Annotated in this window: 11 protein-coding genes and 10 tRNA genes; 5 read left to right on the forward strand and 16 right to left on the reverse strand. The window is 39.8% G+C overall.

Features of this window, described 5'->3' with window-relative positions; all coding sequences use genetic code 11:
- The first annotated feature begins 71 nt into the window (after nucleotides 1–71).
- Nucleotides 72–1,655, forward strand: coding sequence for a bifunctional diguanylate cyclase/phosphodiesterase (locus BW142_RS10425; protein WP_076924828.1), 1,584 nt, complete (start codon nucleotides 72–74; stop codon nucleotides 1,653–1,655).
- A gap of 41 nt (nucleotides 1,656–1,696) precedes the next feature.
- Here the strand turns inward: BW142_RS10425 and BW142_RS10430 are convergent.
- The 16 genes from BW142_RS10430 to lolB all read right to left on the reverse strand — a co-directional run bounded on the left by BW142_RS10430 (nucleotide 1,697) and on the right by lolB (nucleotide 8,253).
- Nucleotides 1,697–1,771: transfer RNA gene (locus tag BW142_RS10430), tRNA-Gln, on the reverse strand.
- A gap of 40 nt (nucleotides 1,772–1,811) precedes the next feature.
- Nucleotides 1,812–1,896: transfer RNA gene (locus BW142_RS10435), tRNA-Leu, on the reverse strand.
- A gap of 71 nt (nucleotides 1,897–1,967) precedes the next feature.
- A tRNA-Gln gene (locus BW142_RS10440) sits at nucleotides 1,968–2,042 on the reverse strand.
- A 38-nt stretch (nucleotides 2,043–2,080) separates the two neighbouring features.
- A tRNA-Leu gene (locus BW142_RS10445) sits at nucleotides 2,081–2,165 on the reverse strand.
- 71 nt (nucleotides 2,166–2,236) lie between these two features.
- Nucleotides 2,237–2,311: transfer RNA gene (locus tag BW142_RS10450), tRNA-Gln, on the reverse strand.
- 38 nt (nucleotides 2,312–2,349) lie between these two features.
- Nucleotides 2,350–2,434, reverse strand: a tRNA-Leu gene (locus BW142_RS10455).
- A 90-nt stretch (nucleotides 2,435–2,524) separates the two neighbouring features.
- A tRNA-Met gene (locus BW142_RS10460) sits at nucleotides 2,525–2,601 on the reverse strand.
- A 5-nt stretch (nucleotides 2,602–2,606) separates the two neighbouring features.
- A tRNA-Gln gene (locus BW142_RS10465) sits at nucleotides 2,607–2,681 on the reverse strand.
- A 39-nt stretch (nucleotides 2,682–2,720) separates the two neighbouring features.
- Nucleotides 2,721–2,805: transfer RNA gene (locus tag BW142_RS10470), tRNA-Leu, on the reverse strand.
- 47 nt (nucleotides 2,806–2,852) lie between these two features.
- Nucleotides 2,853–2,929: transfer RNA gene (locus BW142_RS10475), tRNA-Met, on the reverse strand.
- Nucleotides 2,930–3,260: 331 nt separating this feature from the next.
- Complete coding sequence (gene ychF, locus BW142_RS10480; protein WP_007583951.1) at nucleotides 3,261–4,352, reverse strand: redox-regulated ATPase YchF; 1,092 nt, start codon at nucleotides 4,350–4,352, stop codon at nucleotides 3,261–3,263.
- 52 nt (nucleotides 4,353–4,404) lie between these two features.
- Nucleotides 4,405–4,989, reverse strand: coding sequence for an aminoacyl-tRNA hydrolase (gene pth / locus BW142_RS10485; protein ID WP_024605251.1), 585 nt, complete (start codon nucleotides 4,987–4,989; stop codon nucleotides 4,405–4,407).
- A gap of 19 nt (nucleotides 4,990–5,008) precedes the next feature.
- A complete protein-coding gene (locus tag BW142_RS10490; RefSeq protein WP_008171830.1) occupies nucleotides 5,009–5,620 on the reverse strand; it encodes a 50S ribosomal protein L25/general stress protein Ctc in 612 nt (203 codons plus the stop codon).
- Nucleotides 5,621–5,769: 149 nt separating this feature from the next.
- Nucleotides 5,770–6,717 (reverse strand): ribose-phosphate pyrophosphokinase, encoded by a 948-nt coding sequence (locus tag BW142_RS10495; RefSeq protein ID WP_007583957.1) that lies wholly within the window; start codon nucleotides 6,715–6,717, stop codon nucleotides 5,770–5,772.
- 88 nt (nucleotides 6,718–6,805) lie between these two features.
- Nucleotides 6,806–7,663 carry a 4-(cytidine 5'-diphospho)-2-C-methyl-D-erythritol kinase gene (gene ispE / locus BW142_RS10500; protein WP_076924829.1) on the reverse strand — a complete coding sequence of 286 codons (858 nt, stop codon included), beginning with the start codon at nucleotides 7,661–7,663 and terminating at the stop codon, nucleotides 6,806–6,808.
- Between the two features lie 2 nt (nucleotides 7,664–7,665).
- On the reverse strand, nucleotides 7,666–8,253 hold the full coding sequence (lolB, locus tag BW142_RS10505) for a lipoprotein insertase outer membrane protein LolB (protein WP_024598309.1): 588 nt from the start codon (nucleotides 8,251–8,253) through the stop codon (nucleotides 7,666–7,668).
- An 83-nt stretch (nucleotides 8,254–8,336) separates the two neighbouring features.
- Here lolB and hemA point away from each other — a divergent pair, with 83 nt between their 5' ends.
- From hemA to BW142_RS10525, 4 genes are read left to right on the forward strand one after another with little or no spacing between them, the layout of a single operon-like run.
- On the forward strand, nucleotides 8,337–9,593 hold the full coding sequence (gene hemA / locus BW142_RS10510) for a glutamyl-tRNA reductase (protein WP_024605248.1): 1,257 nt from the start codon (nucleotides 8,337–8,339) through the stop codon (nucleotides 9,591–9,593).
- Nucleotides 9,594–9,600: 7 nt separating this feature from the next.
- Nucleotides 9,601–10,686, forward strand: a complete 1,086-nt coding sequence (gene prfA, locus BW142_RS10515) for a peptide chain release factor 1 (RefSeq protein WP_024597763.1) — start codon at nucleotides 9,601–9,603, stop codon at nucleotides 10,684–10,686.
- A gap of 2 nt (nucleotides 10,687–10,688) precedes the next feature.
- On the forward strand, nucleotides 10,689–11,528 hold the full coding sequence (prmC, locus tag BW142_RS10520; RefSeq protein ID WP_076924830.1) for a peptide chain release factor N(5)-glutamine methyltransferase: 840 nt from the start codon (nucleotides 10,689–10,691) through the stop codon (nucleotides 11,526–11,528).
- Nucleotides 11,529–11,582: 54 nt separating this feature from the next.
- On the forward strand, nucleotides 11,583–13,127 hold the full coding sequence (locus tag BW142_RS10525; RefSeq protein WP_024597765.1) for a response regulator: 1,545 nt from the start codon (nucleotides 11,583–11,585) through the stop codon (nucleotides 13,125–13,127).
- Nucleotides 13,128–13,151: the final 24 nt, after the last annotated feature.

Below are 13,151 nucleotides of genomic sequence, written 5' to 3' on the forward strand. Positions count from 1 at the left end.
TTGAACACGGTTTTAATTTAACTGGTGTTACATCACTAAATCGCAATTTAATAACTTTAAAGAGCCTGTGTGTGGATAATTTTTTTACAGTAATAATTATTTTAGGTGCGCTACTGCTTGTTGCTAGCTTAAAAACAACCGTTAAAGTTTGTAAAAAAACATCGCAAAGAGCATGGAGTGTACTGCTATGCGCTATTATTTTTTTTATTATAGGGTATTGGTGGGTACTTTATTATTTTTCAAATCACAACATTGCACCCGTCGTTATGAATATGGTGGCTATGTTGTTGCTTGGCGGTGGTGGGTTTGTTTTTTTAGTTATTAAACTGAGCTTAAAAAGTATTCTTAAAATAGAGCAAGCAACGCAGTATCAAAAATATCAAACTGAGCACGATAACTTAACAACTCTACCTAACCGCGATAAGTTTTTTAAATCTCTGAGTAAACAAGTTGAATATCCTTCCCCATTTTCACTATTTTATATCGACTTAAATAACTTTAAACAAATTAATGATGCGTTTGGGCATCAGTGTGGTGACCAACTCTTGGCTGCATTTGCCAATAAACTAAATAAAGAATTATGCGGCATTGCTAAGTTATATCGGATTGGAGGTGATGAGTTTGCATTTTTACTGCATACCGATACAGATGAAAGCATGAATTATTGTGTAAACATTATAAACTCAGCCGTCAAAAGTCCGTTTTGTACGAATGAGCAAATGGTTAAAATACAGTTAAGTATAGGCGTAAGCCGTTTTCCTGATGATAGCCGATTGCCCGATCAGCTATTAAAAAAAGCTGACTTGGCACTGCATGAAGCTAAAAAAACATTTCAACCTTTGGTAAATTACTCATCTGCAATAGGTAAACGAGCTGAGGACTTTTTTGATTTATCAGCCAAAATTAAAGTGGCATTACATAAAGATGAGTTTGAGCTTTATTTACAACCCATAATGGACTCTAAAGATCTGCAATTACATGGCCTAGAAGCGCTTATACGATGGCCGCAAGATGATGGTAGCTTTATTAGTCCTGAAAAGTTTATAACCGTAGCTGAGCGTACAGGGCTTATTTTTCCTTTATCGAAATGGGTTGTACAAGAAGCCGTTAATCACATTAGAAATCTAAAACTATTTGGTTTCACCGGTACCATACATGTCAACTTATCGACGAAAGATATTGAAAGCAGCGAGTTTTACGATTTTATAATTAGTTTACTCGCAACCGACCCTACATTAAGCGACTCGTTAATTTTTGAAATTACAGAAGGTGCAATGATGACAAATATACCGGCTGCTAGAAAAATGATGCAACAGTTGAGTATGCGCGGGTTTAAATTTAGTGTTGATGACTTTGGTACTGGCTTTTCGTCGCTGTCGTTATTAAGAGAGCTGCCAATTAATCAAATAAAAATTGATCAGTCGTTTGTCAAAGATATGCTTATTAACTCGCCTGATTACGCCATTGTAGAATCTACATTGTTTTTAGCGGGTCGATTAAATTGCGATGTAGTTGCTGAGGGAATAGAGACTAAAGAAGTAGAACAGGCGTTGTTGAATCTTAACTGTGATTATTTACAAGGGTATTTATATAGTAAACCAATAACAATAGATGAATTTATAAGTGTTTATTTAAATGCAGAGAAAGTAAGTTGAAGTTAATGAGCTTTGAGAAGTTTTAGTCAGGGGAGTCAAATTGGCTGGGATACCAGGATTTGAACCTGGGAATGCCAGGATCAAAACCTGGTGCCTTACCGCTTGGCGATATCCCAACTATAAATTTGATATTAATTTTAGTTCTTAATAAGAACATGGTGCGGAAGGAGAGACTTGAACTCTCACAACCTAAGTTACTGGAACCTAAATCCAGCGCGTCTACCAATTCCGCCACTCCCGCATCACTAATTTGCTAATTTAAACTCTAAGCTAGAGCGATTCTTTTATCCAACTTTCCTTGGTAGAAGAAGTTGGCTGGGATACCAGGATTTGAACCTGGGAATGCCAGGATCAAAACCTGGTGCCTTACCGCTTGGCGATATCCCAACAAAGAATTAATGATAATTTTATTTCTTATCAAGAAATGGTGCGGAAAGAGAGACTTGAACTCTCACAACCGAAGTTACTGGAACCTAAATCCAGCGCGTCTACCAATTCCGCCACTCCCGCATCAACAATTTGCCAATTTAAACTCTAAGCTAGAGCAATTCTTTAATCCAACTTTCCTTGGTAGAAGAAGTTGGCTGGGATACCAGGATTTGAACCTGGGAATGCCAGGATCAAAACCTGGTGCCTTACCGCTTGGCGATATCCCAACAAAGAATTAATGATAATTTTATTTCTTATCAAGAAATGGTGCGGAAAGAGAGACTTGAACTCTCACAACCGAAGTTACTGGAACCTAAATCCAGCGCGTCTACCAATTCCGCCACTCCCGCATCGTTTGTACAATAAAGTACAGGTAGTTATTTTAAACTCTTCATTGAGCTGCAATTTAACTCTTGCAGAGCCATTTCTAAAAGAAGAAATGGTGGCTAAGACGGGATTTGAACCTGTGACCCCATCATTATGAGTGATGTGCTCTAACCAGCTGAGCTACTTAGCCATTGTTGGCTGGGATACCAGGATTTGAACCTGGGAATGCCAGGATCAAAACCTGGTGCCTTACCGCTTGGCGATATCCCAACAATAACAATTGATAATTTTAATTCTTATCAAGAATTATGGTGCGGAAGGAGAGACTTGAACTCTCACATCCTAAGATACTGGAACCTAAATCCAGCGCGTCTACCAATTCCGCCACTCCCGCACACAAGGTAGTTATTTTAAACTCTTCATTGAGCAACAAAAAAATAATGGTGGCTAAGACGGGATTTGAACCTGTGACCCCATCATTATGAGTGATGTGCTCTAACCAGCTGAGCTACTTAGCCATCTTTTTTTGTTAGCACTTCATCGCTGAGTGCGGGGCGTATTATGCTGATATGACCCAAATTCGTCAACACCTTTTTTGCAAAAAAACACTTAACTGTGTTTGTTTGCAGGAAAATTAAGCTAACAGGCTAAAATTTAATAAAAATGCTGTTTTTTTAGCTGCCTTTAAGGCGCGGAATCTTAATTAACCCTGTACTTCTTTCATTAAGCGATATTACAAAGATAGACTAGTTGAGGTTAATTATTATTTTTATAATGCTTAAATAAAAAAAGGCTCGTAAAAACGAGCCTTTAAAAATTATTACCAAGTTAAATTGGTTTAATTTGTACTTATACGTTGAACAAGAAGTTCATTACATCGCCATCTTTAACAATGTACTCTTTACCTTCTTGACGCATCTTACCTGCTTCTTTTGCGCCACTCTCACCTTTAAAGGCAACAAAGTCGTCAAAAGCAATAGTTTGCGCACGAATAAAGCCACGCTCGAAGTCGGTATGGATTTTACCCGCTGCTTGTGGTGCTGTTGCACCTACAGGGATTGTCCATGCGCGTACTTCTTTTACGCCAGCTGTGAAATAAGTTTGTAATTGTAGTAATTCATAACCACCACGAATAACAAGGTTAAGACCCGGCTCTTCTAAACCAAGATCAGCCATAAACTCAAGCTTGTCTTCGTCATCTAGTTCTGAAAGTTCAGATTCGATAGCGGCACATACAGGAACTACAATCGCGTCTTCAGCTGCTGCAATAGCGCGTACACGGTCAAGGTACGGGTTATTTTCAAAACCATCTTCAGCAACGTTTGCAATATACATTGTTGGTTTAATCGTTAAGAAATTAATAGAGCTGATTGCTGCTTTTTCTTCTTTAGTTAGTGCTAGACCACGTAAAGTTAAGCCTTCGTCAAGATGCACTTTTACTTTTTCAAGTACAGCATTTTGCTCTTTAGCGTCTTTATCGCCACCTTTTGCTTTTTTTGAATTACGGAAAAGGGCTTTTTCAGCGCTATCCATATCAGCAAGTACTAACTCAGTATTGATTACGTCAATATCATCAGCAGGGTCAATAGTGCCTGCTACGTGGATGATGTTTTCATCTTCAAAACAGCGAACTACGTGGCCAATTGCATCGGTTTCACGAATGTTAGCTAAAAACTGGTTACCAAGGCCTTCACCTTTAGATGCGCCTTTTACTAAGCCAGCAATGTCTACAAATTCCATACTGGTGGTAAGAACTCGTTGAGGGTTTACTATTTTAGCAAGTTCGTCTAGACGAGGATCTGGCACAGGTACCACACCTGTATTAGGCTCAATGGTACAAAAAGGAAAGTTAGCGGCTTCAATACCCGCTTTAGTTAGTGCATTGAAAAGCGTTGATTTACCAACGTTAGGCAAGCCAACGATGCCACATTTAAAACCCATAGTAAGATACCTTGTTTAGATTCGTTTAAACGATGTGCTTGAACCCAAGTTATTAGGGTTTAAACGAATGTAGTCTGTTTTGTGCTTTTAACACACCATCTTTTGCAAGTATTTCCATACAACGAACTGCTTCATCAACAGCAGCATCCATCTTTTCTTGGTCTGCTTTGGCCGCTTTTCCAAGCACCCAACCAGTAACCATTTCACGATGCCCTGGATGACCTACACCAATGCGCAAGCGCATAAAGTCTTTTTGATTTGCCATTTTTGCAATAATGTCTTTTAAACCATTATGACCGCCATGCCCGCCGCCTTTTTTTAATTTGGCAACGCCCGGGTCTAAATCCAATTCGTCATGGGCAACTAAAATGTCCTCGACAGGGATTTTGAAAAAATTAGCTAAACTACTGACCGCTTTACCACTTAAATTCATGTAAGTAGTGGGGATCAATAATTTGAATTCTTGGCCTTGAATGATCACTTTGCCTGTAAGGCCGTGATATTTAGGATCGTATTTTAGGGTGCAGTTGTAGCGTGCAGCGATTTGCTCGATGAACCAAGCACCTGCATTGTGGCGTGTGTTTGCGTATTCGGGGCCTGGATTAGCCAGGCCCACAAGCATTTGAATAGAATTCAAGGTTGCGAGACCTTAAAAATTATTCTGCTGCTGCAGCGTCGTCTTCAACTGGAGCTGCTTTGTTTGCTTTGATAGTCAGGATAGACTGATCATGGCCTTCGCCTTTACCTAAATCTACAGAGCTAACGCCTTTAGGGAAAGTAAGGTCAGAAATATGAACAGAATCGCCAACAACAAACTTAGAAACATCTACTTCAATGAATTCTGGAAGTGCTTTTGGAAGACACGTAATTTCAACTTCAGTTAACTGGTGAACAACAGTTGCGCCAGCTTTAGTTACAATATCTTCACCGATGAAGTGAAGAGGAACTTTAGTTTGAAATTTATGAGTAGCATCTACACGTTGGAAATCAAGGTGAGTAAGCTTAGGCTTGAATGGGTGACGTTGGATATCTTTTAAGATTACTTCAACAGCTTCGCCATCTACGTTAAGCGTAAGGATATGCGTGTAAAAACCTTCGTCTTCTTGTGCTTTGATCATATCTTTATGAGCAAAAGTAAGAGATAAAGCTTCTTTGTCAGCTCCGTAAAGGATTGCAGGAACTTTGTCTTCGCGACGTAGGCGGCGGCTCGCACCAGTACCAGTTTCTACGCGAAGTTCAGCGTTATATGTATAAGTTTTGTTAGACATGATGTCTCCAGTTATTAAAATGTGTAGGGCCTTTGCGACCAAGGTCCCTAGCCAAAAGGCGCGCTATCATACCACCACGCCCAGACAAAATAAACATCGCTTACAAAAAAAGCGCCAAAAGGCGCTTTTATACTCAGGAATGCTTAATTTTAGTGTTCAAACATCGCTGAGATAGATTCTTCGTTACTAATACGACGAATAGTCTCTGCTAACATGTCAGCAAGCGTAAGTACCTTAATTTTATCAAGGGCTTTAAGCTCGTCAGATAGCGGAATCGAGTCAGTTACAATTACTTCGTCAATCATCGAGTCACGTAGGTTTTCTGCTGCTTTACCCGAAAGAATAGGGTGCGTTGCGTATGCAAATACGCGCTTAGCGCCATGTTCTTTAAGTGCTTCTGCGGCTTTACATAACGTACCACCGGTATCAATCATATCATCTACGATAATACAATCTCGACCTTCCACGTCACCAATAATGTGCATTACTTGAGAAACGTTTGCTTGAGGGCGGCGTTTGTCAATGATTGCTAAATCGGTATCGTTTAGTAGTTTTGCAATTGCACGTGCGCGTACAACACCACCAATATCTGGAGATACAACAACGACGTCTTCAAAGTCGCGTTCTTTCATATCTTCAAGTAATACAGGGCTGCCAAATACGTTGTCTACTGGTACATCAAAGAAGCCTTGGATTTGTTCAGCGTGTAAATCAACCGTAAGAACACGGTCAACACCCACACTTGATAAGAAATCGGCAACAACTTTAGCGGTAATTGGAACACGGGCAGAGCGTACACGACGGTCTTGGCGCGCATAACCAAAATAAGGAATGACGGCAGTAATACGACCTGCAGACGCACGACGTAGAGCATCAACCATAACGATAAGTTCCATTAGGTTATCGTTTGTAGGGGCACAGGTTGATTGCAATATAAAAACGTCCGAGCCACGAACATTTTCATTTATTTGAACACTGATCTCACCGTCGCTAAAACGGCCAACAACAGCATCGCCTAATTCAATATATAAACGTTTTGCAACTTTTTGAGCTAACTCAGGTGTTGCGTTACCAGCGAAGAGCTTCATGTCAGGCACGGTAGGGTTCCTCAGGCACTGAATATTTGGACTAACGGGCAATGATAAATACCACTGCGGGTTAACTTATGATTACTTGTACGTTACTTCATTGATCGAATATGGCGGTTAACTCCGTATGAGCAGGTGAGACATTTGCGCTTGAAGCCACAAAACCCTGCCAATTATGGGGGAGATTTTCAAGTACATCTTGTGCTTGAACTTGACTAGCAAATTCGACAAAACAACATGAACCTGTTCCGGTCATCTTCGACGGTGCGTATTTTAGCAACCACTGGAGGGTTTTTTCAACCTCGGGGCAAAGCTTTTTAACTAAAGGCTCACAATCGTTGGTTAAAGTATGGTGTTTCCAATCGCCTATTATTTTTGGTGTGTCGCGTTTTAAATCGGGGTGTGTAAATATTTTTGCGGTACTTACATGTTGGTTTGGGTGTACAACGCAGTACCATTTTTGTTCAAGTTTTACTTGGTGTAATTTCTCGCCAATACCATGCGCTATGGCGCTTTGCCCTTGTATGAACACCGGAACATCAGCCCCTAATTTAAGTCCTAATTGGGCTAGGATTTCTAAATTTAGTTCTAATTTCCATAATTTATTTAGGGCTAATAAAGTACTTGCAGCGTCGGATGAGCCACCTCCAACACCTCCGCCCATCGGTAAGCGTTTAATTAAATTTATTTTTACACCCAAAGAGGTTTTACTGTGTGTTTGTAATAATAAAGCCGCTTTATAGATGAGATTATCATTTAGGGGTATGTCTTTAGTATCACCACCGACAGAAATACTGCCATCCGTTGTTAGTTCAAAATAAAGCTCATCACCAAAATTTAAAAAAGTAAATAAGGTTTCGAGTTCATGATAACCATCTTCTCGGCGAGCATTAATATGTAAAAATAAATTGAGTTTTGCCGGAGCAATCAGTGAAAAAGAAGTTTTGTTATTCATATTTATTTAAATTGCCAATCGTAGAGTTGAATTTTTATTTTTATTTGTTGATGCTTTAATGTTAGTTTGGTTGGTAACCAATAGCCTGCGTTTTGTATATAAGTGCCGTAATCTATTTGCCATTTTTTACCTGTGTTATCAAACCATAACACTTGCTTTGCACGGCCTAGCTCATCAACGACTAAGCTTTGATCGTCAATGGTGCCTTTAAGCCAATTGTCGGCGTTATCAACCGGGAGTGTAAACCCCGTTAAACGCTTTAAAAGCTCTGCAGCATTAGTATCAAAGTACTCATCGCCGTCAAACTCTAATTCAGCACCATTTGCTGTTTGTTTAAGTGACAAAATACGCGTACCAATAAAGGTAGTTAGTATTAAATTATTGGAATTTGTTGTTTGCTGCCAATTTAAGTTTGCAGATTGACGCTCTTGTGGACTAATAAACGCGAGTTTACCCTCGACCTGCCAAGTTTTTTGAGCAGCTAAACGTGGTTTCCAATCATCATAAAGTGTTGTTTTTGTATCAATTTGATGAGCACAGCCACCTAAAAACAAAAAAAACATGAATAAAATCAAATATTGTCGAATCAAATGTTGTTCCTTACTTTCCATATTCCGCTGATTTTTGGTAAAATTACCGCCTTTGAAGTAGGGCTCAGCAATATTTGGCAAATATGACCATAATAGCACTAGGTATAAATCACAAAACCGCATCCGTAGAATTACGTGAAAAAGTGGCTTTTTCGCCTGAGCAAATTTCAGAGGCGTTGCAACAATTAAGCGGCCATGCCGACTTTAATGAAGCGGTTATTGTATCTACCTGCAATCGAACCGAGATCTATTGTAGCCTCGCTCAGCAAAATTCCCAAACACTGTTGACTTGGCTTGCCAGTTTCCATGGTTTGGATGAACATGAACTGAGTAATAATATTTATTGTCACGAAGGTAATGACGCTATTAACCACTTAATGCGCGTAGCGTGTGGGTTGGATTCTTTGGTGTTAGGGGAGCCGCAAATTTTAGGGCAAATAAAACAATCGTTTTTTAGCGCTAAAACCCACGATGCTGTAGGTGTTACTTTTGATAGATTGTTTCAAAAAACATTTTCGGTGGCTAAACAAGTTAGAACCGAAACAAATATTGGCGCAAGTGCTGTATCGGTTGCATTTGCAGCTGTTAATTTAGCAAAACATATTTACGGCAAGCTTGATAAAACAAACGTTTTATTAATTGGTGCGGGTGAAACTATTGAACTGGTGGCCAAGCATTTATATCAAAATGAGCCACAAAACATTACCGTTGCGAACCGAACTATTGAGCGAGCTCGAAGCTTAGCTGACGAAGTGTCGGCGGATGTAATTGCTTTAGCGCAATTGCCAGAGCGTTTACATAAAGCCGATATAGTGATTAGTTCTACCGCCAGTACTTTGCCTATTATTGGTAAAGGGGTGGTTGAGCAAGCGCTTAAACAGCGCCGTCACAAGCCCATGCTATTTATAGATATTGCGGTTCCGCGCGACATAGAAAGCCAAGTAGGTGAGCTAGATGCTGCCTATTTATATTCCGTTGATGACTTACAAACCATTGTAAGCGAGAATATGGCAGCGCGTGAGCAAGCTGCACAGCAAGCGCAAATAATTATTACTGAACGCACCAAAGAATTTGCAATGTGGATGCGCTCACTCGATTCGGTAGATTTAATCCGCCATTATCGAAATGATGTACAAACAATTAAGTCAGAACTTGTAGAGCGTGCTGTTAGTCAGCTTAATACAGGTAAAGATGCAGAAAAAATTATATTAGAGCTCGCCAATAAATTAACCAATCGCTTAATGCACGCGCCTACCCGTGCAATACAAGACGCAGCGAAAAAAGGTGAAGTGGCGCAGCTAAACCAGTTGAAAAAAATGTTAGGTATTGATCAGGAATAACCGTTAAATGAAAGAGTCTGTTTATAATAAATTAGAAACCTTAGTAGAGCGTTACGAAGAAGTACAAGCGCTGCTAAGCGACCCGTCGGTCATTAGTGATCAAAATCGTTTTCGTGGGCTTTCAAAAGAATATTCTGAGCTTGAAGAGATTGTAAAAACGTTTTTAACTTACAAAGAAACGCAAGATGATTTAGCCAGTGCAGAAGAAATGCTTAAAGATTCTGACCCTGAAATGCGTGAAATGGCGCAAGAAGAATATAAAGAAGCTAAAGCGCAAATTTTGGTAATTGAAGATCAAATTCAAGTATTAATGTTGCCAAAAGATCCACGAGATAATAACAACGTATTTGTTGAAGTACGTGCTGGAACAGGCGGTGATGAAGCGGCTATTTTTGCTGGCGATTTATTCCGTATGTACAGTCGTTATGCAGAAACTAAAAAATGGAAAGTAGAAGTTGTGAGCACCAATGAAGGTGAGCACGGTGGTTACAAAGAAGTTATTGCAAATATTAGTGGCGAAGGCGTTTACGGTCAATTAAAGTTTGAATCAGGTGTACACCGCGTACAACGTGTGCCAGAAACCGAGTCACAAGGGCGAGTTCATACCTCTGCATGTACTGTTGCGGTAATGGCGGAAGTACCAGAGGCCGAAGCGATACAAATTAACACAGCAGATTTAAAAGTTGATACATTTCGTGCATCGGGCGCAGGTGGTCAGCACGTTAATAAAACAGATTCTGCTATTCGACTTACACATATACCTACCGGTGTTGTGGTTGAGTGTCAGGATCAGCGTTCACAGCATAAAAACCGCGCTAAAGCGATGTCGGTACTTGCAGCACGCTTGCAACAAGCTGAAGATGAGAAACGCCATGCGGCAGAAGCATCTGAGCGTCGTGATTTAGTAGGTAGTGGCGACCGTTCTGAGCGTATCCGTACTTATAACTACCCACAAGGTCGTATTACCGATCACCGTATTAACTTAACACTTTATCGTTTAAATGAAGTGGTAGCGGGTGATTTAGGCTGTGTTATTGACCCATTAATGCAAGAACATCAAGCTGACTTATTAGCGGCTATGGGCGACGAGTAGTCGTGAGCCAAACTCTTGAACAAGCTATTGCTGCAGGCGCTAATTTATTAGCACCTAGCAGCGAAAGTGCTAAATTAGATGCACAAGTTTTACTTTTACATATTCTTCAAAAACCTCACAGTTACCTTTTCACTTGGCCAGAGCATGAACTTAACGCTGAGCAACAACAGCAATTTAATACATTTTGCCAAAGGCGTTTAAACGGTGAACCTGTTGCACATATTACGGGGCAGCGTGAGTTTTGGAGTTTATCGCTTGAAGTTAACGCAACAACCTTAATACCTCGACCAGATACCGAAACGCTAGTAGAACAAGCACTTGAAGTGACTGTACCTGCTACAGCTAAAGTACTTGATTTAGGCACCGGTACTGGTGCAATTGCGTTGGCACTGGGTAGTGAAATGCCTAATTGGCAAATTACTGCAGTAGATAGAGTAAACGATGCTGTTGCACTTGCTACACGTAACCAGCAGCGATTGGCGATTAACAACGTACACGTTAAGCAAAGCAACTGGTTTAGTGAGTTGCACGGTGAAAAATTCAACCTAATTGTCACTAACCCACCTTATATTGAAAGCAGTGATATACATTTAAATCAGGGCGATGTGCGCTTTGAGCCTTTGTCGGCATTAGTGGCTGATGATTTCGGAATGTCTGATATTAAACAAATAATTACACAATCACGTGACTATTTGTTATCTAGTGGCTATCTTTTAATAGAACACGGTTTTGAGCAAGGTGAAGCTGTTCGTCATTTTTTCAAAAAAATGGCATTTGTTAATATTAAAACAGTGAAAGACTTTGGTAATAATGACCGTGTAACGTTTGCACAGTGGCCCTAAAGAATAATAATTGCTTACTAGTGCGTTAAATAATGCCATGAAGGAATTTCGACTATGATGGGTGATTTTTTATTTTCAGATGAGCCAGAAGAACCAATCAATGAGATTGAACTTGGTACCTGGAAAGTCTTAATCGTTGATGACGAACCTGAAGTTCATGCTGTTACAAAACTAGCGTTGAGTGATTTTGAGTTTCAAAATAAACGTTTAGAATTTATCAGTGCTTATTCGGGAGCTGAAGCCAAAGAGCTTATAAAAGAGCATCCGGATGCCGCAATTGTGTTACTTGATGTTGTAATGGAAACCGACGACGCTGGTTTGCAAGTTGCTAAGTTTATTCGTGAAGAAGCTAAAAATAATCATATTCGAATTATTTTAAGGACAGGTCAACCTGGTCAAGCCCCTGAACGACAAGTAATTATTAATTATGATATTAACGATTACAAATCGAAAACGGAGCTAACGGCTCAAAAATTATTTACAGTCATTATGTCGAGCCTGCGCTCGTACCGCGATATTATTTCAATAGAGCAGTCACGCGAAGGACTTGAGAAGATAATTATAGCGTCTCGTGATATTTTTTCTGCGCATTCAATAGAGCACTTTATTGAAGGCGTTATGCAGCAGTTAACATCTTTATTGGGTATTGCTGATCAAGCTATGTATGCAACTACTTTAGTTGCACAAAACCCTGAAGCACAAAATAATAAAAAGCTAATTGTTTGCTCGGGTACCGGTGATTTTGAAAAAAGTGAAGGTAAAGAGCTCGATGAGGTATTACAAGCTGAACAGTTAAGTGCGTGCCATCAGGCGCTTAATGAAAAAAGTATTATTTATAAAGATAATTACTTATTTGCGTATTGTAGCAGTGAGTACAATCATAATTCGATGCTGTTTATATCGGGGATCCCAAAGGATTTGACAGATACTCAGCGTCATTTAATCAAGATTTTTTCTCAAAACGTGCAACTTGCGTTTGAAAATGTACAGCTCCAGTCTGAAATAGAAGCAACGCAACAAGAGCTTGTTTATAGGTTAAGTGAAGCGGTAGAGCAACGATCAACCGAGACAGGCAATCATGTTAAGCGTGTAGCGCATATTTGTCATATTTTAGCTCAGGGTTATGGTTTATCTAAGCATGATGCTGATTTAATAAGATTGGCGTCGCCTCTGCATGATGTAGGTAAAGTGGGCATTCCTGATGCGGTATTAAATAAACCAGCAAAGTTAGACGCCCAAGAATGGGAAGTGATGAAAACCCACACTGATAAAGGCTACACTATTTTAAAAGACTCGCCTCATGAAATTGTGAGTACAGGTGCAATTATCGCTAAAGAACATCATGAAAAATGGGATGGTTCTGGTTACCCAGAAGGTTTAAGCGGTAATGCAATCAATGTATTTGGTCGTATAGTCGCACTTGCTGATGTATACGATGCACTTCGCCATAAACGATGCTATAAAGAGCCTTGGACTTTGCAAAATGTAGTTGATGAAATTAACGCTCAAAAAGGTACTCATTTTGAACCAAAATTGGTTGAAGTATTTAACGAGAAGCTTGATGAGTTAGAAGCGGTTCTTAGCCGTTTTCCTGATTAAATTTTTATAAAACAGAAGTACAGG

This window comes from Pseudoalteromonas sp. EB27, from assembly GCF_001974875.1.
Lineage (GTDB): Bacteria > Pseudomonadota > Gammaproteobacteria > Enterobacterales > Alteromonadaceae > Pseudoalteromonas.